At 69.5% G+C, this 18,789-nt stretch carries 22 protein-coding genes and 1 tRNA gene; 9 read left to right on the top strand and 14 right to left on the bottom strand.

Translation table 11 applies throughout. From position 1 onward, the window contains the following. Positions 1 to 42: 42 nt before the first annotated feature. Both ACSQ1L_RS04365 and ACSQ1L_RS04360 read left to right on the top strand, forming a co-directional pair. Positions 43 to 384 carry a hypothetical protein gene (locus tag ACSQ1L_RS04365; RefSeq protein WP_435992299.1) on the top strand — a complete coding sequence of 114 codons (342 nt, stop codon included), beginning with the start codon at positions 43 to 45 and terminating at the stop codon, positions 382 to 384. Positions 385 to 432: 48 nt separating this feature from the next. Next, positions 433 to 969 carry a hypothetical protein gene (locus tag ACSQ1L_RS04360; protein ID WP_435992297.1) on the top strand — a complete coding sequence of 179 codons (537 nt, stop codon included), beginning with the start codon at positions 433 to 435 and terminating at the stop codon, positions 967 to 969. Here the strand turns inward: ACSQ1L_RS04360 and tgt are convergent. From tgt to ACSQ1L_RS04345, 3 genes are all read right to left on the bottom strand, one after another. Next, positions 956 to 2,074, bottom strand: coding sequence for a tRNA guanosine(34) transglycosylase Tgt (gene tgt / locus ACSQ1L_RS04355; protein WP_435992295.1), 1,119 nt, complete (start codon positions 2,072 to 2,074; stop codon positions 956 to 958). The genes ACSQ1L_RS04360 and tgt overlap by 14 nt on opposite strands. Beyond that, complete coding sequence (gene queA / locus ACSQ1L_RS04350; protein ID WP_435992293.1) at positions 2,071 to 3,162, bottom strand: tRNA preQ1(34) S-adenosylmethionine ribosyltransferase-isomerase QueA; 1,092 nt, start codon at positions 3,160 to 3,162, stop codon at positions 2,071 to 2,073. The genes tgt and queA overlap by 4 nt, the downstream gene beginning before the upstream one ends. A gap of 62 nt (positions 3,163 to 3,224) precedes the next feature. Continuing rightward, positions 3,225 to 4,001 (bottom strand): phytanoyl-CoA dioxygenase family protein, encoded by a 777-nt coding sequence (locus ACSQ1L_RS04345; RefSeq protein ID WP_435992291.1) that lies wholly within the window; start codon positions 3,999 to 4,001, stop codon positions 3,225 to 3,227. Between the two features lie 197 nt (positions 4,002 to 4,198). On the opposite strand from ACSQ1L_RS04345, the gene ACSQ1L_RS04340 reads away from it, so the two are divergent. Together ACSQ1L_RS04340 and ACSQ1L_RS04335 are read left to right on the top strand one after the other, a co-directional pair. Continuing rightward, entirely contained in the window at positions 4,199 to 5,872 is a 1,674-nt protein-coding gene (locus tag ACSQ1L_RS04340) for a lysine--tRNA ligase (protein ID WP_435992289.1), read from the top strand. Between the two features lie 127 nt (positions 5,873 to 5,999). Further along, positions 6,000 to 6,473, top strand: a complete 474-nt coding sequence (locus ACSQ1L_RS04335) for an SH3 domain-containing protein (RefSeq protein ID WP_435992287.1) — start codon at positions 6,000 to 6,002, stop codon at positions 6,471 to 6,473. Positions 6,474 to 6,526: 53 nt separating this feature from the next. Here ACSQ1L_RS04335 and ACSQ1L_RS04330 read toward each other — a convergent pair whose 3' ends face one another. From ACSQ1L_RS04330 to ACSQ1L_RS04300, 7 genes are all read right to left on the bottom strand, one after another. Further along, positions 6,527 to 7,162, bottom strand: coding sequence for a S24 family peptidase (locus ACSQ1L_RS04330; RefSeq protein WP_435992285.1), 636 nt, complete (start codon positions 7,160 to 7,162; stop codon positions 6,527 to 6,529). Between the two features lie 72 nt (positions 7,163 to 7,234). Next, positions 7,235 to 7,681, bottom strand: a complete 447-nt coding sequence (locus tag ACSQ1L_RS04325) for a hypothetical protein (RefSeq protein ID WP_435992283.1) — start codon at positions 7,679 to 7,681, stop codon at positions 7,235 to 7,237. Positions 7,682 to 7,728: 47 nt separating this feature from the next. Further along, a complete protein-coding gene (locus ACSQ1L_RS04320) occupies positions 7,729 to 8,169 on the bottom strand; it encodes a hypothetical protein (RefSeq protein WP_435992281.1) in 441 nt (146 codons plus the stop codon). Positions 8,170 to 8,256: 87 nt separating this feature from the next. Continuing rightward, entirely contained in the window at positions 8,257 to 8,595 is a 339-nt protein-coding gene (locus ACSQ1L_RS04315) for a hypothetical protein (protein WP_435992279.1), read from the bottom strand. A gap of 33 nt (positions 8,596 to 8,628) precedes the next feature. Then, positions 8,629 to 9,018 carry a hypothetical protein gene (locus ACSQ1L_RS04310; RefSeq protein WP_435992277.1) on the bottom strand — a complete coding sequence of 130 codons (390 nt, stop codon included), beginning with the start codon at positions 9,016 to 9,018 and terminating at the stop codon, positions 8,629 to 8,631. A gap of 63 nt (positions 9,019 to 9,081) precedes the next feature. Then, positions 9,082 to 9,480 (bottom strand): PaaI family thioesterase, encoded by a 399-nt coding sequence (locus ACSQ1L_RS04305; RefSeq protein ID WP_435992276.1) that lies wholly within the window; start codon positions 9,478 to 9,480, stop codon positions 9,082 to 9,084. Further along, positions 9,477 to 9,923 carry a PaaI family thioesterase gene (locus ACSQ1L_RS04300; protein ID WP_435992274.1) on the bottom strand — a complete coding sequence of 149 codons (447 nt, stop codon included), beginning with the start codon at positions 9,921 to 9,923 and terminating at the stop codon, positions 9,477 to 9,479. Before ACSQ1L_RS04300 ends, ACSQ1L_RS04305 begins: the two co-directional genes overlap by 4 nt. A gap of 83 nt (positions 9,924 to 10,006) precedes the next feature. On the opposite strand from ACSQ1L_RS04300, the gene ACSQ1L_RS04295 reads away from it, so the two are divergent. Beyond that, complete coding sequence (locus tag ACSQ1L_RS04295; protein WP_435992272.1) at positions 10,007 to 11,038, top strand: ligase-associated DNA damage response exonuclease; 1,032 nt, start codon at positions 10,007 to 10,009, stop codon at positions 11,036 to 11,038. On the opposite strand, the gene ACSQ1L_RS04290 is transcribed toward ACSQ1L_RS04295, so the two are convergent. Then, positions 11,035 to 12,660: a response regulator gene (locus ACSQ1L_RS04290; protein WP_435992270.1), complete on the bottom strand. Its 1,626-nt coding sequence runs from the start codon at positions 12,658 to 12,660 to the stop codon at positions 11,035 to 11,037. The genes ACSQ1L_RS04295 and ACSQ1L_RS04290 overlap by 4 nt on opposite strands. Before the next feature lie 192 nt (positions 12,661 to 12,852). On the opposite strand from ACSQ1L_RS04290, the gene queC reads away from it, so the two are divergent. From queC to ACSQ1L_RS04270, 4 genes are read left to right on the top strand one after another with little or no spacing between them, the layout of a single operon-like run. Further along, entirely contained in the window at positions 12,853 to 13,572 is a 720-nt protein-coding gene (gene queC, locus ACSQ1L_RS04285; protein ID WP_435992268.1) for a 7-cyano-7-deazaguanine synthase QueC, read from the top strand. Next, positions 13,569 to 14,204, top strand: a complete 636-nt coding sequence (gene queE / locus ACSQ1L_RS04280) for a 7-carboxy-7-deazaguanine synthase (protein WP_435992266.1) — start codon at positions 13,569 to 13,571, stop codon at positions 14,202 to 14,204. The genes queC and queE overlap by 4 nt, the downstream gene beginning before the upstream one ends. Further along, positions 14,201 to 14,566: a 6-pyruvoyl trahydropterin synthase family protein gene (locus ACSQ1L_RS04275; protein WP_435992264.1), complete on the top strand. Its 366-nt coding sequence runs from the start codon at positions 14,201 to 14,203 to the stop codon at positions 14,564 to 14,566. The genes queE and ACSQ1L_RS04275 overlap by 4 nt, the downstream gene beginning before the upstream one ends. Then, complete coding sequence (locus ACSQ1L_RS04270) at positions 14,563 to 15,036, top strand: GNAT family N-acetyltransferase (protein ID WP_435992262.1); 474 nt, start codon at positions 14,563 to 14,565, stop codon at positions 15,034 to 15,036. The genes ACSQ1L_RS04275 and ACSQ1L_RS04270 overlap by 4 nt, the downstream gene beginning before the upstream one ends. On the opposite strand, the gene ACSQ1L_RS04265 is transcribed toward ACSQ1L_RS04270, so the two are convergent. From ACSQ1L_RS04265 to ACSQ1L_RS04255, 3 genes are all read right to left on the bottom strand, one after another. After that, positions 15,033 to 15,305, bottom strand: a complete 273-nt coding sequence (locus ACSQ1L_RS04265; protein WP_435992260.1) for a hypothetical protein — start codon at positions 15,303 to 15,305, stop codon at positions 15,033 to 15,035. The two genes, ACSQ1L_RS04270 and ACSQ1L_RS04265, sit on opposite strands and share 4 nt — an antisense overlap. Positions 15,306 to 15,369: 64 nt before the next feature. Next, positions 15,370 to 15,446 (bottom strand) — tRNA-Val (locus ACSQ1L_RS04260). 19 nt (positions 15,447 to 15,465) lie between these two features. Then, positions 15,466 to 18,777 (bottom strand): autotransporter outer membrane beta-barrel domain-containing protein, encoded by a 3,312-nt coding sequence (locus ACSQ1L_RS04255; protein ID WP_435992258.1) that lies wholly within the window; start codon positions 18,775 to 18,777, stop codon positions 15,466 to 15,468. Between the last annotated feature and the right edge of the window lie 12 nt (positions 18,778 to 18,789).

Genomic DNA, 18,789 nt, shown 5'->3' with positions numbered 1-18,789 from the left:
CGCAAGCGGTCCAGTTGTCATGAGACAGCCAGGGAGACCGCCATGCCGCACCAGAACGTCCATTCTTCGAAAGCCACGGCCCAGAACGCCGTGACCGATCCGGTCGGCCCCGGCGACCAGACCCGGGCGGGGGGCGAGGCCCTGCGTCCGGAGCCCCGCAGCTATGCGGCCCCCGAGGTGAGCGATTCGTCGCTGGCGCCGCCCGCCGCCGGCGAGGTCGCCGACTTCATGGACGAGGGCGACCCGATCGGGGCCGATGACGTGCAGCAGGGCGCCACCAACGCCAACCGGCCGGAGCGCACCGAGAAGCTGCGGGGGCAGGGACCGAAAACCCGCGCGGGCAACCGCAACCGGGTCAAGACGGGGTCCGCGGAACGCCGCTGAGGCTCAGGCCGCCCTTCCAGTCCGGCGCCCGCCATGGTTCAAGGCGTCATGCGTCCGCTTGTCCCGCTTATCGCCGCCTCCGTCCTGCTCTCCGGCTGCGGCGGCGCCGTGGGCGATTTCGGCGCGGGCGTCGGTGCGGCGGCCACCGCGCCGCTTGATGACCTGAACCTGCGCCGGCAGTTCATCCCGACGGTCCTGCTGCAGGCCGAGGCCAATCCCTACGATCTGCGTAACCTCAACCAGTGCTCGACCATCGGGGCCGAAATCGCCCGTCTCAATGAGGCGCTGGGTCCCGACATGGACGAGCCGCCGGCGCCGGACGGCTCGACCCTGGGCGAGCGCGCCGGCGACGCGGCGTCGAAGGCGGCGCTGGACGCCATCCGCGACGCCAGCACCGACTTCATTCCCGGACGCGGCTGGATCCGCCGCCTGTCCGGCGCCGAGCAGCACAGTCGCCATGTGCAGGCGGCGATTCAGGCCGGGCGGATGCGTCGGGCCTTCCTGAAGGGGATCGGCATGAACCGCAACTGCGCCCCGCCCGCCGCGCCGGCGTGGTTCCGGCCGCGCGGCGCTAGCCGCCGTTAGGGACCTGCCGGGCATGAAAGTCGCGCCGGAACTCATCGAACCGGCCTTGGGCGATCGCCGCGCGCATCGCCGCCGTCAGGGCCTGGAAGAAGGCGATGTTGTGCCAGCTGAGCAGCACCTTGCCGAGAATCTCGTCGGCCCTTATCAGGTGGTGCAGATAGGCCTTTGAGTACTCGTTCGAGGCCGGGCAGGGGACGTCGAGGTCCAGCGGATCCTGATCCTCGGCGAAGCGGGCGTTCCTCAGGTTGATCGGCCCGGTCCACGTCCACGCCTGACCGTGCCGCCCGGCCCGGGTGGGCAGGACGCAGTCGAACATGTCGACCCCGCGCCACACCGCCTCCACCAGGTCGACCGGCTTGCCGACCCCCATCAGATAGCGCGGCCGGTCGGCGGGCAGCATCTCGGGCGCATAGTCGAGCACCTCGCACATGGCCTCGTGGCCCTCGCCGACCGCCAGCCCGCCGATGGCGTAGCCGTCGAAGCCGATCTCGCGCAGCCGGTCCGAGGACTCGCGGCGCAGGTTTTCGAAGGTCGAGCCCTGCTGGATGCCGAACAGGGCCTGGGTCTCGCGTGTGCCGAAGGCGTCCTTCGATCGCCGCGCCCAGCGCGCCGACAGCTCCATGCCGGAGCGGGCGCGGGACTCCTCGGCCGGCCAGGCGACGCATTCGTCCAGCTGCATGACGATGTCCGAGCCCAACCGGTCGGCCTGGATCTCGATCGACCGTTCCGGCGTCAGCACGTGCTTGGAGCCGTCGATATGGCTGGAGAAGGTCACCGCCTCCTCGGTCAGCTTGGAGATGCCGGACAGCGACATGACCTGGAAGCCGCCCGAGTCGGTCAGGATCGGCTTCTCCCAGCGCATGAACCGGTGAAGCCCGCCCAGCCGCTCCATCCGCTCCGGCCCGGGCCGCAGCATCAGGTGATAGGTGTTGCCCAACAGGATATCGGCCCCGGTCTGCGCCACCTGGTCCACCGTCAGGGCCTTGACCGTCGCGGCGGTGCCGACCGGCATGAAGGCCGGTGTGCGGATGTCGCCGCGCGGCGTCTTCAGCACACCGGTGCGGGCGCGGCCGTCGGTGGCGGAGATGTCGAAGGGAAAAGTCATGGGGCCGCGCGGAATAGCAGCGACCCGTCCCCGTAGGAATAGAACCGGTATCCGTCCGCCACCGCGTGGGCGTAGGCCGCCTTCATCGTCTCCAGCCCGGCGAAGGCCGAGACCAGCATGAACAGGGTCGACTTCGGCAGGTGGAAATTGGTCATCAGCAGGTCGGCAGCGCGGAAACGGTAGCCGGGGGTGATGAAGATAGCCGTGTCGCCGTGGAACGGCCGCACCACGCCGTCTTCACCCGTGGCGCTCTCGAGCAGGCGCAGGGAGGTGGTGCCGACGCAGACGATGCGGCCGCCGGCGGCGCGGACGGCGTTCAGGGCGGCGGCGGTCTCGGCGGACACCTCGCCCCATTCGGAATGCATCCTGTGGTCGGCGGTGTCGTCCGCCTTGACCGGCAGGAAGGTGCCGGCCCCCACGTGCAGGGTCACTGCGTGGGTCGAGACGCCCTTCGCCTGGATCGCTTCGAACAGGGCAGGGGTGAAATGAAGCCCCGCCGTCGGCGCGGCGACCGAACCGTCCCAGTGGGCGAACATGGTCTGGTAGTCCGACCGGTCGCGGTCGTCCTCGGCCCGCTTGGCCGCGATATAGGGCGGCAGGGGCATGACGCCGACGTCGCGGATCGCCTCGTCCAGGAACGGCCCCGTCACGTCGAACCGCAGCGTCACCAGTCCGTCCTCGCCCTTGTCCACCACGGTGGCGTCCAGCCGGCCCAGCAGGCAGGCCCCGTCGCGCTCGGCCCCGAACCGGATGCGGTCCCCGGCCTTGATCCGCTTGCCCGGCTTCATGAAGGCGGACCAGACGTCGGGCGCGTCGCGGTGGTGCAGGGTGGCCTCGACCTCGACGGTCAGGGTCTCGCCCTCGGGACCGGTCCGCTCACGCACGCCCGAGAGCCGTGCCGGGATCACCCGCGTGTCGTTGAACACCAGGGCGTCGCCCGGCTGCAGGAAGTCGGGCAGGTCGCGCACGACCCGATCCTCCAGCCCGCCGTCCTTCACCACCAGCAGGCGTGCGGAATCCCTCGGCTCGGCGGGGCGCAGCGCGATGTGGTCGTCGGGCAGGTTGAAGTCGAAATCGGCGGTCTTCATGGGCCGGGGCAAAGGCCATGGCCCCGGCGCGGCGTCAAGGGAGGCGCGCCGGGGCCGGCGGATCAGCCCCGGGCGGCCCGGGCGATGACGGAGTCCGGATCGACCCCGCCGTCCGGCCAGTCCGCGGGCAGCAGCGGCGGTTGGGCCATGAAGCGCGGCCTCGTCCCCCGGTGCGGCTGGGCTGTGTGGACCAGGAAGGGATGGCACAGATACACCGTCCCCGCCGGGCCGGTCGCCAACGCCTGCTCGCACCCGCCCGAGCCGCCGAAGTCGTCCGCGACCAGCTCGCCCAGGGTGACGCCATCCTCGCCAGCGGGCGCGAGGCGGCGCGCGACCGCCCTGTGCGAGCCGACGCGGATCCGGGTCGGGGCGTCGTCCTCGCCCACGTCCGAGAACAGGAACAGCATCAGCAGACAGCGCCCCTTCGACCGGACGTTGGCCCGCCAGTTCATGTAGTCCGGATCGTCGCCGAAGCTGACATCGATGTGCCAGCCCCCGTCCCCGGGGTCGTCGGGCGCGGGGAAGCGGACGGGAAACGTCCCCATGGCCTTGCAGGGCCGCCACTGGCCCACGCCGGCCAGCTGGTCGAAGGCCGCATGCAGCACGGGCGTATTGGCCGCCGCGGCGAAGGGCGGTTCGGCGTACATCCCCAGCCGCACGACGGGCTGGCTCCAGGTGTCGGGATCGACCGGGTCGGCCGGGATGTCGCGCCACAGGCGCTCGCGGACCTGATCGGCGAGGGCGGCGGGGAAGGCGTCGTCGATCCGGACGAAGCCGTCTTCGATGAACCGGTCGATCTGGACGCGCGTCAGGGCGCGCGGGGAAGCGTTGGAAGTCATGTTTGTCTTTCGCAGGAAGGATCGCCCCGGCGTCGCGGGGCGGAAACAGGGTTCGGCGGCGGGCCTCAGGCCAGCGGGAAGCCGAACGCGGTCGTGCGAATGAACATCGTCATGGCTGGAAACTGGGGCGCCGGGCGGGCTGACGCAAGCATGCCTCCGCGTTGACCGGGCGGCCGGGACGCGGCAAAGCCCCTCGCATGCTCCACAACCTCGAAACCCTCGCGCGCGACGCCAGATCCTGGCCGTTCGAACAGGCCCGCAACCTTCTCGCCCATGTGCTGAAGAAGCGGCTGTCGGACGCCGATCGGAACGCCGCCAAATTGCTCATCGACGCGGGCAAGGCGGACGAGGCGCTGGCGACGTTCGAGGCCCTGCAACGCCCCGTCGTTTTCGAGACCGGTTACGGCCCGTCCGGCCTGCCGCACATGGGCACCTTCGGCGAGGTGGCGCGCACGACGATGGTGCGCAACGCCTTCCGCGCCCTGACCGGCGACCACTGGCCGACGCGGCTGATCGCCTTCAGCGACGACATGGACGGCCTGCGCAAGGTGCCGGAGGGCATCCCCAACCCCGGGATGCTTGCCGAGGACCTGCACAAGCCGCTGACGGTGGTGCGCGACCCGTTCGGGACGCACGGCAGCTTCGGCGCCCACAACAACGCCCGCCTGCGCGCCTTCCTCGACGGCTTCGGCTTCGACTACGAATTCCTGTCCTCGACCGAGCAGTACAAGTCCGGCCGGTTCGACGCGACCCTGCTGACCCTGCTGGAGCGGTTCGACGCGGTGCAGGCGATCATGCTGCCGACGCTGGGCGAGGAGCGGCGCGCCACCTATTCGCCCTTCCTGCCGGTCAGCCCGGTCACCGGACACGTGCTCCAGGTCCCGACGCTGGAGCGGAACGTCGCCAAGGGCACGATCACCTTCGACGACCCCGCGGGCGGCCGCACCGAGGTTCCGGTCACCGGCGGCCATGTGAAGCTGCAGTGGAAGCCCGACTGGGCGATGCGCTGGACCGCGCTGGACGTCGACTACGAGATGTCAGGCAAGGACCTGATCGAGAGCGTGCGCGAGAGCTCCAAGGTCTGCCGCGCCCTGGGCGGCGTCCCGCCCGAGGGTTTCAACTACGAGCTCTTCCTCGACGTCGAAGGGAAGAAGATCTCCAAGTCCAAGGGCAACGGCCTGACCATGGACGAATGGCTGCGCTACGGCACGCCCGAGAGCCTGAGCTGGTACATGTTCCAGTCGCCGAAGTCGGCCAAGTCGCTGCACTTCAACGTCATTCCACGCGCGATCGACGACTATCTGGCCTTCATCGAGGCCTACAAGACGCAGGAACCGGCCAAGCGGATCGACAACGCCGTCTGGTCGATCCACGCCGGCTCGCCGCCCGATCACACCTCGCCGGTGTCGTTCGCCCTGCTGCTCAATCTCGTCGGCGTGGCCAACGCCTCGTCGAAGTCGCAGCTGTGGGCCTATTTCGCCCGCTACCTCCCGGATGCGACACCGGAAAACGAGCCGCTGCTGGACCGGCTGATGGACCGGGCGCTGAACTACTACGAGGACTTCGTGAAGCCGACGAAGGCCTACCGCCTGCCGGACGACAAGGAGAAGGCGGCGCTGCTCGACCTGGCCGCCCGGCTGAAGGCCCTGCCGGCCGACACGACCGACGGCGAGTTGATCCAGGCCGAGGTCTACGCCGTCGGCAAGGACCACGCCTTCGAGCCGCTGCGGGCCTGGTTCGGGGCCCTGTACGAGGTGCTGCTGGGTGCGTCGCAGGGCCCGCGGTTCGGCTCGTTCGCGGCGATCTACGGCCTGCCGCAGACGATCCAGCTGATCGAGAACGGCGCCAACGGCGAACTGGCGAAGGCCTGATCCGCCGACGACCGGCGTTCGTGCGGTAACGTACATGAACCGAACATAACGCGCCGCCACGGGGAGCCTTCACCTCGGCCGGCGCATTGTTCCCTGCATCGACCAACTCGATGACAGGAGATGAGCCATGTCGAAGAACAAGATCACCGTCGCTCTGGCCTCGGCCGCCATGCTGGCGTCGCTGGCCCCCGCGGCCCTGCCCACCGCCGCCATGGCCCAACAGGCCAACGGCATCACCAACTGCGACGCCCCCGGCGGCCGCCAGCGCACCGGCGCCATCATCGGCGCCCTGATCGGCGGCGTGGCCGGCAGCCAGATTTCCGACAATGAACGCACCCTCGGCGCCGTGGTCGGCGCGGGTGCGGGGGCCGCCGCCGGCTCCTATATCGGCTGTAACCAGCAGCGGGCCCGTCAGGACGCCCGGGGCGGCGACTATCGCGCCACGGCCAACCTGCGCATCCGCTCGGGCCCCGGGACCAGCTATCGTCAGGTCGGCAGCCTTTCGGCCGGCCAGCCCTTCTCGGCCGTCGGCTCGCAGGGCGAATGGGTCCAGATCGCCGGCGGGGGCTGGGTCAACGCCCACTATGTGACCACCAACTAGACGCGTTCGATCGCGTGACGACGAGGCCGCTCCGCAAGGGGCGGCCTTTTTCGTTACTGGCTGACCCAGAGAATGCGGCCCATCCAGACGATGTCCTTTCGGGCCACGATTCGAGGTTCGTAGGCCGGATTGACCGAGGCGAGGGTCACGGCGCGCGCGGTCAGCCCGGCCACTTCCTTGGCCAGCGTCTCGCCCCCGGCGGTGCGCACCACCACCCGGTCGCCCTTGCGCACGTCCGAGGCCTCGCGATCGACGATGACCCGGTCGCCCTCGCGGTACAGCGGGACCATGGAATCGCCGGTGATGCGCAGACTCAGCAGGGTGTCCTTCGGTCGCGGCAGTTCCGTCTGCTCCCAACCGTCGCCGACCGGCAGGCCGGCGTCGTCGAAGAAACCGTCCTGCCCGGCCTGGGCCATGCCCAGCATCGGCACCGTCGCCGCCCGCTCCGGGGCGTCATGCGCCAGGGCCGCGAACTCGCCGAGCGACAGGCCGGTGGCGTGCAGAATCCGGGTCAGGCTCTCCGTCGATGGCCAGCGCGGTCTTGGCGGATCGCCGGGGCCGAACCGCTTCGACGGATTGAAGCTGGTGGCGTCCAGTCCGGCGCGCCGGGCCAGCGCCGAGGCGCTGATCCCCTCCCGCCGGGCCAGCCCGTCGATCGCCTTCCAGAGCTGGCCGTGAGACAGGGGCATGGGCTTGCGGTGCGCGGCGGCCGAAACGGCCGATTCGTCGACAGATTATCGCAAGCGCGTAGGAATATCCACCTAATCCACGCCCGGACCATCCTCAAGGGCGACCGCTCGGGCGTCCCGCCAGGCGCGGTGGACCCCCAGGGCGAGGGCCAGCAGGATGCCGTAGCTGGCCAGGTTGACGAGGGCGTAAAAGGCCGCGCTCGGCGGGCGCGGATCGACCATCGTCAGCACATGGCTCATGACGGCCAGCGACTGCAGCCCGCTGGCCCAGACCGGCCAGGACCGGCGGCTCTTCCACGCCAGGGCGACGTAGACGGCGAGCAGGATCAAATCGACGGCGAACAGGCCCCACTGCGGGCCGTAGAGCTGGCTGTCGTCCTGGACCAGCAGCGAGGACAGCAGCCCCAGCGCATAGACGCCGGCGCCCACCCGCTCGGGCTCGTCGCCCTTGAGGAAGGCGAAGGCGACCACCACCACGGCGACGGCCGTTCCGATCTGGGAATAGAGAGTGTCGAACACCTGGCTTTCTCCGCGGCCGGTCAGAGCCGCATGGGCGGGATGGCGATCTAGCGGCCTTCACGTCCCATAGTGGCGGCTCGCCGCTCCTGCCATGCCCAAAACGTGCCAACGGCCATCGCGATCAGGACGGCGTAGTTCGACATATTGTAGGCAGCGGCGAAGGCGCCGTAGTGCGGCCGCAGGTTAGCGGCGACGAGGATATGAACGGTCACGATCAGGGCCTGGAAAGCTGACGCCCAGACCAGCCAGGCCCGACGGCTGTGGAAGAAGAGACCGAGAAAAACGGCGAGCAGGACACCGTCCATCGCCATGACGCTCCACTGGGCGACGCCCAGGTCGTAGCTCTCCGGAACCATCAACGCCCCAAGGAAGACCAGCGCATAGGCCCCGCAGCCCAAGCGCTCCGGTTCATCGCCCTTCCAGAATCCGAAGAGGACGACGAGAACAGCGGCGGCCGCGACGAGCTGGGAGTAGATGGTCTCGAACACAGAATCGCCCCCACGCATTCAGCATGGGGGCGATAGTGCCTGAAGTCAGCGCCAGCGGGAATGACCGCTGGCGGACATTACCGAGAATTAAACCGCGCGCAGACGGTGCTCGCCGACGATGGTCGTGGTTTCCTTGGGCTTGTTGAGGCCATCTCCAGCGTACGTCCCGAAGCCGAGACGACGGTGATCCTTGGCCAGCTCCTCGTGGCAGGCGACCACGGCCTGGCGCGCGGCGCCCAGGGCGGCGATGGCCTCGAGAGCCTTGGCCTGGGCCTCTGCGCCCGCCACCGGCGAGAGGTTGAGGGCCGAGCGCGAGCCGATCATCGACTGCACCAGCGTCGTGGCGCGGGCGATGGCCGCGTCAACGGACTGCTCCGTCGCGTTCAAATCACCGGCGACGCTGGCGATCACTTGGGCCTTGTCCATTAGAAGCCTCCAAACTAAACAGTAAACGAGGCCTTAACATAACTCACTCGCTGTCGGTAGGGATTTGTTCACCATACCGTGAACTGTGTCACCTTCCGGACACAGCCCGCCGCCCACGGGCGGCGTGTCACCCGGCTTGTCGATCGGGCCCGAGGCGAGCGCGTCCAGCCCCAGCTTGCGGGCGAGGGCGGTCAGGGTGTTGTGGGTCTGGACCAGATGGCCGCGCGCCTCGGCCAGGGCGCCGATCGTGGCCGCCGCGCCGCTGAAGGCCCGCTGGCCGGTGACCGCCGACAGGTAGGCGTCGGCCCGCGCGCCGGGCAGGGCGGCGGTGAGGGCGGCGGTTTCGGCCATCGCCCGGTCGATTGCGGTTTCGGCGGCGTAGAGGCGGGCCGCCAGGGCTTCGCCAATGCTCTGTCTCGTCATGATCTTCCTCCCGTGATTAACCATCACGTAGAGGAGACAATCCAGCGTTACAACGAACTACAACTACAGGTCGTAAGCCGACACGAGGAAGTGGGCGGTGAGGGAGGCGATCGGCTGGCTTTCGTCTTCCTGCCAGGCCTCGGCCAAGACATGCGCCACGCGCCGCCCGGCCTTGCTGATGCGGGCGCGGGCGTGGACATCCACCGGGCGGCCGGTGCGCAGATAGGCGACGGTGACATTGATCGGCCGGGGCAGGCGCAGGCGCGGATACGACAGAGCCACCTGGGCCACGGCGGTCAGCTCCAGCACAGCGGCCGTGGCCCCGCCGTGCAGCGCCGGCAGCATCGGATTGCCGATCAGCCGGTCCGCGAACGGCATGGTCACGGTCAGGAGGTCGCCGTCCTGATCCGATCTCAGGTCGAGGAAGCGGGCATAGGGCAAGCGGTCCAGCAGGGCGCTCATTTCGCAGGCTCCCGCCCGTCGCTGGAGCTGAGCATATAGGCCGCCTGGGCCGCGGCGACGGGATCGTCCGGTCCGTCCTCGAACGCCCAGGCCCGGACGAAGGCGATGGAGTGGGTCAGACGGTAGCAGCGCGCCTCGGCGATCAGATCGCGGCCCGGTTCGGCGGCGCGCATGTAGTCGACGCGCAGGTCGAGGGTGGCGATCGGCTCGAACTGGTCCAGCGCGATCCACACCGCCAGCCCGCCGACGTGGTCCAGAAGGGCGGTGACCAGGCCGCCGGCCAGCACCCCCGTGTCCGGATCGCCGACCAGATCCTCGCGCCAGGGCACGCGGATGCGCACCCGGTCGCCCTCGAGACCGTCGTAGGCGAAGCCGAGGGCGTGGGTGTGGGCGGCGCCGGACGCCAGCTGGGGCAGCAGCGAAACGAGGGTCGAGGAGGTCATGGCCTGCTATCAACCCGGGGCGGGCGTGGACGCAAGCGCCGCTCGCGCGTTCCTGCCCGGTCACGAGGACCCATATCCGACCCATGATCCGCTTCGAGGACCTGCTCAGGCCGACGCCGGCCGGCCTGTACTGCCCGCCGGGCGACTTCTACGTCGATCCGGTGCGGCCGGTGGACCGGGCGGTGATCACCCACGGCCATTCGGACCACGCGCGAGCGGGGCACGGCGCCGTGTTGGCGACGCCGCAGACCCTCGCCATCATGGCCGAGCGCTACGGCACAGGGTTCGCCGGGCGCGAACAGCCGGCCGCCTATGGGGAGCCAGCGTCGCACAACGGGGTGGAGGTGACCCTCGTCCCGGCCGGCCACGTGCTCGGGTCGGCCCAGGCGGTGATCCGCTGGAAAGGCGCGACCATGGTCGTGTCGGGCGACTACAAGCGCCGCCGCGACCCGACGTGCGCTCCGTTCGAGCCCGTGCCCTGCGACGTGTTCATCTCCGAGGCGACCTTTGGTTTGCCGGTCTTCACCCATCCGCCGGACGGCGAGGAGATCGGCCGCCTGGTGCACTCCCTGCGGCAGTTCCCCGAGCGGGCCCATCTGGTCGGGGCCTATGCGCTCGGCAAGGCGCAGCGGGTCATCCGCCTGCTGCGCGAGGCCGGCTGGGAGCGGCCGATCTACGTCCACGGCGCTCTCGACCGGCTGAACCGCCTCTATGAGCGGGAGGGCGTCGATCTGGGCCCGCTGTCGCCGGCCACGGGCCTGAAGCCGAACGCCCTGGGCGGGGAGGTGGTGATCGCCCCGCCGTCAGCCACTCAGGATCGCTGGGCCCGCCGCTTCGCCGATCCGGTGCTGGCCTTCGCCTCGGGCTGGATGGGCGTCCGGGCGCGGGCGCGGCAACGGGGCGTCGAACTGCCGCTGGTGCTGTCGGACCACGCCGACTGGCCCGAGCTGACCGCCACTTTCTCCGAACTCCGGCCGGAAGAGGTCTGGATCACCCACGGCCGCGAGGAGGGGCTGCTGCGCTGGTGTGAGCTGAACGGCCAGGCGGCCCGGGCCCTGCGGCTGGTCGGCTATGACGAGGAGGACGAGGAGGCGCCGGCCGACGAAGCGAGCTAAGCCGCCGAGCGCGACCGGCCCTTGGCGGGGGCTTCGGCCGGGGCTGCAACTTGTCCCAGCGCCGTGTTCATGGCCATCCGCAGCCGTTCGGGCTTGATCGGCTTCTCGACCACGGCCGCCATGCCGCTGGCGATGTATTTCTTCGCGTCGTCGGGATCGGCGTTGGCGGTCAGGGCCACGATCGGAATGGCGCTGACCGGGCCGTCCAGGGCGCGGATCGCCTGCGTCGCCTGCACGCCGTCCATGCGCGGCATCTTGATGTCCATCAGCACCAGATCGAACTGGCGCTCCTGCACGGCCTCCAGCGCCTCCACGCCGTCCTCGGCGGTCTCGGAGGTGCAGCCGAACATTTCGCACAGGGCCTGGGCGACGACCCGGTTGGTGGCGTTGTCGTCGACGATCAGGATGTGCGGCGTGCTGGTCATCTCCAGATCGGACAGTGACTGGATGTTCGACGCCGTCGCGGCCTCCACCCGGGTGCGTTCCACCTCGAGATCGAAGGCGAAGGTCGCGCCGCGCCCGGGATTGTTCTCGGCCCAGATACGACCGCCCATGCGGTGGACGATCTGCCGGCAAATCGACAGGCCGAGGCCCGCGCCGTCCGGCCCGGCCCCGTGCACGAACGGTTCGAAGATCGCGTCCACGCGGTCGGCGTCGACGCCCGGGCCGTCGTCGCGGATGCGCGCCTCGAGCCGGATGTGGTCGCCGGTGGCCACGGCCTTCAGACTGGCTTCCACCACGCCGTTGCGGGCGAATTTCAGGGCGTTGCCGATCAGGTTGTTGAACACCTGCTTCAGGCGCGCGCTGTCGATCACGGCGGCCAGTTCGGTGTCGCCCTCGTAACCGACCATCAGTGAGACGTTGTCCTGCGAGGCCCGCGGCGCCCACATGGCCTGGATGTCGTCCATCAGGGCCCGCAGCGGCGTCGGCTCGATGTGCAGTTCCAGTTCGCCGGCTTCGGCCCGCGACAGGTCCAGCGCGTCCTGCAGGATGCGCAGCAGGGTCTCGGAGGATTCCACGATCGTGGTCACATGGGCGTGCGCCTGCGCGTTCAGCGGCTGGCGACGCAACAGTTCGGCCACCGCGAGCACGCCGTTCATCGGCGTGCGCAGCTCATGGCTCATGATGGCCAGGAACTGGCTCTTGGCGCGCGCCGACATCAGGGCCTGGGTGCGGGTGTCGCTCAGTTCCCGCGCCTGTTCGGTCAGCTGGGTATTCTGGCTGCGCTGCTGTTCGTTGACCGCCTGCAGCAGGGACACGGCCGTTCCAACGCCATGGTAGCGGCCGTTCCGGGTGACGATGAAGCCGCGCATCAGCGCGCCGGGTCCGCTCTTCAGCAGGGCGTCGCAGAAGGTGTCGATGGCCACGCCCGCCTCGACGATCGCCGGCTCCGGATCCATCAGGTGAATGATCGGGCGTTTGGCGTAGAGAGCGTGGCCGAACGCGCCGGCGATCTTCAGCAGGAAGGTGTTGCGCTCGATCAGGCCGACCGGGCGGTGGCCGTCGACGACAGCGATGACGAGGGTGTCGGGTTCGCTCTCGAAGCGGGCGAACACCTCGCTTCCGAGCGTTCGGGGCGACACCGCCTCGGCGCGCTCGGTGAGAACTTCAATGGTCGGCATACTCACCGGCACTCCACTGCGACCGGCGGACATTGGCGCTAACCATTTGCGGAAGCGTTAAGGCGGAGGTGGTCAATTTTGCGTCGCTTTTGCTCCGGCGTCCGGGCTGGTGTAGAAGGCCGGCCCGTACTCTCAGCGGCCCATCACCCCCCTGTCCATGCGCGCGGCCGACCGGCCGACCGCAGGTTTGTCATGAGCGATTCACTGCAAAATCCTGCAAACTCCGCTCTCGTCCTGTTCTCCGGAGGGCAGGACAGCGCCACCTGCCTGGCGTGGGCGCTGGCGCGTTTCGAGCGGGTCGAGACGGTCGGCTTCGACTATGGCCAGCGCCACGCGGTCGAGATGCAGGCGCGGCTGGAGGTTCGCGACGGCATGGCGCGGGTGCTGCCGCAGTTCGCGGGCCGGCTGGGCCCGGATCACGTCGTCGACCTGACCGGCTATGGCAAGATCGCCGAGAGCGCCCTGACCAGCGAGCGGGCCATCGAACTGGACGCCCGGGGCCTGCCCACCACCTTCGTGCCGGGCCGCAACCTGGTGTTCCTGACCGTCGCCGCCGCCCTGGCGGATCGGCGCGGGCTTGACGTGCTCGTCGGCGGCATGTGCGAGACGGACTTTTCGGGCTACCCCGATTGCCGGCGCGACACGATCGACGCCATGGCCCGCGCGCTCAGCCTCGGGCTGGACAAGCCGGTCGTCATCGAGACGCCGCTGATGGCCCTGACCAAGGCCCAGACCTGGGAGATGGCCGAGCAGATCGGCGGCCAGCCCCTGATCGACCTGATCGTCGAGGACAGCCACACCTGCTACCGCGGCGACCGCGGAATCCGGTTCGGCTGGGGCTATGGCTGCGGCGACTGCCCGGCCTGCGAGCTGCGCGCCCGCGGCTATGGCGAATGGGTGGCGCGGCCATGACCTATTCCGCCAAGGAGGTCTTCCTGACGGTGCAGGGCGAAGGCGGGCAGGCCGGGCGTCCGGCCGTCTTCCTGCGCTTCGCCGGCTGCAATCTGTGGAACGGACTGGAGCGGGACCGCGCCGCCGCGATCTGCAATTTCTGCGACACCGATTTCGTCGGGACCGACGGCGACGGCGGCGGCAAGTTCACGACTCCGGCCGCCCTGGCCGACCATGTCGCGGCGATGTGGCGGGGCCGGGCAGGGGACCCGAAACTGGTCGTCTGCACCGGCGGCGAGCCGCTGCTGCAGCTGGATGCGCCGCTAATCGAGGCCCTGCATGCCCGCGGCTTCGAGATCGCCATTGAATCCAACGGCACGCTCGCCGCGCCCGACGGGATCGACTGGATCTGCGTCAGTCCCAAGGCCGAGGCGCCGGTCGTCCAGACGACGGGCCAGGAACTGAAACTGGTCTTCCCGCAGCCCACGGCCATGCCCGACCGGTTCGAGCATCTGCCGTTCGAACGCTTCTGGCTCCAGCCCATGGACGGTCCGGACCAGGCCGCCAACACCGCCGCGGCCATCGACTATTGCCTGACGCACCCCAAATGGCGGCTCAGCGTCCAGACCCACAAATACATCGGCGTAAGATGAGCGTTTTCGAGATCACCAAGGCGGCCACGTTCGACGCGGCCCACCACTTCCCGAACGAGCCCGACGGCAGCCCGTACCGGCGCATGCACGGCCATTCGTTCTCGGTCGAGGCCACGGTGCGCGGCGAGGCTCTGGACGGTCATGGCTGGGTCGCCGATCTGGGCGCGCTGGACCGGGCCCTGAAGGCGGCGGCCGAGGAGCTGGATCACGGCCTGCTCAACGACAAGCCGGGGCTGGAGCTGCCGACGCTGGAGCACCTGTGCCTGTGGTTCGCTGATCGGCTCAAGCCGGAATGGCCCGGACTCAGCCGCATCACGGTCTCCCGCCCGACCATCCACGAGTGCTGTGTGCTGACGCTGTGAGCGACGACCTTTCCGTCCGGCCGTGGGGCCCGGGTGATTCCGAAGCCCTCTCCGCCCTGTATGAGGCGTCGGTGCGGACGCTCGGCGCGCGGGACTATTCGCCGGCCCAGATCGAGGCGTGGGCGTCCCTGACCCCCTCGGCGGAAAGCCTGACGGACCGGATGGCCGATGGCCGGACCCGGCTGGTGGCGGTGGCGGAAATCGTCGCGGGCTTCATCGACGTCGAGGCCGACGGCCACATCGACCTGCTCTATGTCGCGCCGGCCGCGACGGGCCGGGGCGTCGCCCGCACCCTGCTGGAGACGGCCGAGGCCCTGGCGCCCCTGTCGGGCGCGGTCCGGCTGTACGCCGAGGCCAGCGAGACGGCGCGGCCGGTCTTCGAACGGCTCGGATTTTCGGTGACGGGCCGCCGCGACTTCGAGGTCGCGGACGTGCCGATCCACAACTGGGCGGTCGAGAAGGACCTCTAGCAGTCGCGGCCCTGGCGTTGGCGCTGTTCGCAGCGGCGCTGCTCGCGCTCGTAGTCGCGCTGTTCGCGCTCGCGCTTGGCCCGCGTCTCCTCATCGGAGGTCGTCACCGCATCGACGCCCGCCCCGACGACGGCTCCGGTCGCCTTGGCCGTCCCGCCGACCACAGCGCCGGCCGTGCCGACCACGGCCCCGACCAGGCACCCCTGCAGCATCAAGGCTCCGCCGATGATGGCGGCCAGAGCGGCGCTGCGTGCGAACATGGATTTCATCTGAGACTCTCCCGACGCCGCATCTTGACGGATCAATGGTGAACGGCGCCTGACCGCGAGCGGGTGGTGGGCGGCGAGGGGTTCGAACCCCCGACCCCCTCGGTGTAAACGAGGTGCTCTGACCAGCTGAGCTAGCCGCCCGTCCGCCCGTGCGTCCGTCCTAGAACCGGAAACTGGCCCGCAGGAACAGCATGTAGCGCACGTAGTCGTCGATCATCTCCGCGTCGGCGCTGACCGACAGCATGCCCAGTTCGTTGCCGACGTTGAGACGGAAGCCCAGGATCGGTCCGCCGCCTTCGATGGTGTCCGGAGTCAGGGTGAAGTCGCCGCCGCCCGAGCGGAAGCGGGCGATGGTCTCGCCCGGATCGACCGAGATGTTCTGACGCCAGCCGACCCGGAGTTCCGGCCGCAGCCAGTCGTCCTGGCCCATCTTCATGCCGAAGTTGATCGCCGTGGTGGCCGAGAACATGTGGCCGTCGCGATCGTCGATCTCCAGGTCGAACCCGTCGCCCCCGCCTTCCTCGACGTGGCCGTCCTCGCTGAGCGAGAAGTATTCGACGTAGGCCTCGGGACGGATGGTGAAGCGGCCGAACTCGCGCTCGTAGGACAGGCCGCCCGCCGCGGCGAGGGTGAAGCCGTTCCAGTCGGACTCGTTGGACAGGTTCAGGCCGGCTCCGACGAAGCGGCGCTCGGAACTGAAGCTGGCGTAGCCGCCAGCCGCCCGGGCCCAGGTCGTCCAGTGCTGTCCCTGGGCGCGCCAGTAGAGGCCGAGTTCCAGCAGATTGGCCGACAGAACCTCCTCGGCCTCGGACTCGGGGTCCTCCAGGTCGGATGAGGTGAAGGCGGCGGTCAGGCCGACAGCGCCGAGGCCGGTGCCGCGCTCGACCCCGCCGGCGACGCCGAAGCCCTCTGAGCGGAAGCCGTAGGTGTCGGTCTTGTCCTTGTCGGCGTAGAAGTTGATCTCCTGCACCCAAGCGCTCGTTTCGCCCGGCGCCGCCGAGGCGTTACGGCCGGTCAGGGCGCGGGTGACGGCGTCGACGCCCGAGGCCAGCGACAGCAGCGGGCCGCCGGAATGCTCGGGCAACAGCTGCTCATACAGGTTCACGAACTCTTCGCGCCCGGTCTGCGCCAGGAAGGCGTTGCGAAGGGCCGTGGCTCCATCGGCGCTGATAGCGCCGTAGAAGGCGTCGTACATCGAGGCTTCGGCCGCGATCAGTTCGGCTTCTTCGGCGGTGCGGCGGCGCACATCGGCGAACACCTGGCCCGCGGCGAGGTCGGCGCCCGCCTCGACCCTGTACAGGTACGGCGAATTCTCCTCGAGCGAACTGAAGTCGATGTCGCCGAAGTTCAGGGTCGCCGCGTCGATCAGGGTGAATCGTTCCGGCGCCTGCAGCAGGGAGGTGAACTGCACGCCCAGTCCCGCGCCATCCGCGAGCGTGGCTGTGCCGCTGACGTTGAAATAGCCCGAGCTGCTGTTGGCCGGGTCGACGGTCACGACCAGGTCGCCGTCTGCGCCGACGTTCAGGTTGGAGACGTTCACCGCGGTCGTCTGGCCCGCCTGCAGCGAGCCGTTGACGACGTCGATATCCAGCGCGCCGTCCGTATCGGACAAGGCCCCGCGCACGGCGGCTCCGCCCGTGATCGTCAGGCTGTCGGCGCCGTCGCCGAAGGCGATGTCGCCCAGCACCACGCCGTTGCGGATGTCCAGGGTGTCCGCGCCGCTGCCGAGAAGGATAGCGCCGACGATGTTGGGTTCGCTGTTATCCGGCACGCCGTCGCCATCGGAATCCGGATTGCCGGTCGTCGGCGTGCCGGCGATCCCGTCCTGCAGCAGCGTGACCCCGGTCGTGTTGGCCCTGACGTCGATGGCGGTGCCGACGCCGGTGATCGGATCGTTGTCCTCATTGGCGTTGACCGTGGCCTGGATCGACCGGTTGTTCGTGATCGAGGTCAGGGTGCCGCTGAGGTCCTGGATGGCGAAGGTGTTGGCCACGCCGCCGCCGGAACTGGCCAGGATCGGTCCGCTGTTGACCAGGCTGTTGACGGTGGCGCCCGCGTCGATGCGGATCGCCGTGACCGTCGCCGCCACGTCGCTGCTCGCCCCCGCCGTGACGGCGTTGGTGTTGATCAGGGTCGGAGCGGTCACCCCCTCGCCGAAACGGATCGCCGTCGCGTCGGCGTCGAAGGCCAGGGCGACGATCGCGCCGTCGTTCCGCACGCCGCCGGCGATGTCGACGGTCTGCCCGGCGTTGCCGCCGATGACGAGGCCGTTGGCGTCGACGCCGTCATAGACGCCCTGCGCCGTGACGTTCCCGCGGTTGATAAAGCCGTAGGCGTCGCCGCCGGTCCCCACCGCGCCGAGCGCGATGGACTGCGTCGCCGAACCGACCTCGATCGCGGGGGCGGAACCGAAGACGTTCACCACGGCGGTGGTTTCCGTGCTGTCGAGCTGGCCGTCGCCGTCCCGGTCGGTGTCGGTCCGGTTGACGGTGCCGTCGCCGTCGTCGTCCTCGTCGCCGTTCTTGACGCCGTCGCCGTCGTCGTCGCCCTCGGACCCCGCGCTTGAGTAGGCGGGTGCGCGGTCCAGCAGGACCCCGCCCCCGATGTTCCCCTGGATGCTGAGACCGGCCCCGCCCTGCAGGAGGTCGTCTGCATCGAGTTCGTCCAGGAACAGAAGTCCCTCGTCGTTGTCCGAATTCTCCTCGAAGCCTTCGGGGCGGTCATTCGGACGCGTGGTGAAGCGATAGCCGGTCGCCGTGATGGAGGACTGGACCACCAGGCCCCCTCCGATGTCGCCCTCGAGCGACGCCGCGGCCGAATTTTCACCGCGCGCGGTGACGGCGCCGCCCAGCCACACATCTCCGCTGACGTCGCCTGTCACCCGGACGCCGTAGCTGTCGGACCCGACCATATTGACCGTGCCGAAGACGTTGAAATTGCCCGCCAGCGGCGCTTCCAGCGAGATGCCGTAGGAGTTGTCGCCGTCGACGGCGATCGTCGATCCGCTTTCGATGACGATGTTGCCCGTCAACGGCGCGGCGCCGGCCAACCGCACGCCATAACGGCCCGATCCGTGGGCGAACGGGCCGTCGCCGTCGCCGTCATTGTCGGTGTCCACGTCCGTTTCGGCGACGATGTCGTCCAGCACCGTGATGGTGCCGCCGATGGTGACGTTCGCGGTGTTGCCCCCGTTGATCAGCACGCCGGTGGCGCCGTTCGCGGCGTTGACCATGCTGATCCCGCCACCGCTGTCGATGTCGAAATAATTGCTCGAATTCACGGTGACGGCCGCGCCGGTGTTGACCGAAATCAGGCCGCCGGAAGCGATGCGAATGTCGTCCGGGCCGCTGCCGGTCGCATTGGCGGTGGTGATCCGCGCCGTACGGGTCGTCGAGATCACAACTTCGGCCATGGCGCCGGACGCCGCCAACAGGGGAGCGATCGCCACGGCGGTCGCGAGCATGATACGCATTCAGAAGAACCC

Source organism: Brevundimonas sp. LjRoot202 (assembly GCF_964253355.1).
Lineage (GTDB): Bacteria > Pseudomonadota > Alphaproteobacteria > Caulobacterales > Caulobacteraceae > Brevundimonas.
The sequence above is the reverse complement of the archived record's forward strand: the minus strand, read 5'-3'. Positions and strand labels throughout refer to the sequence as shown.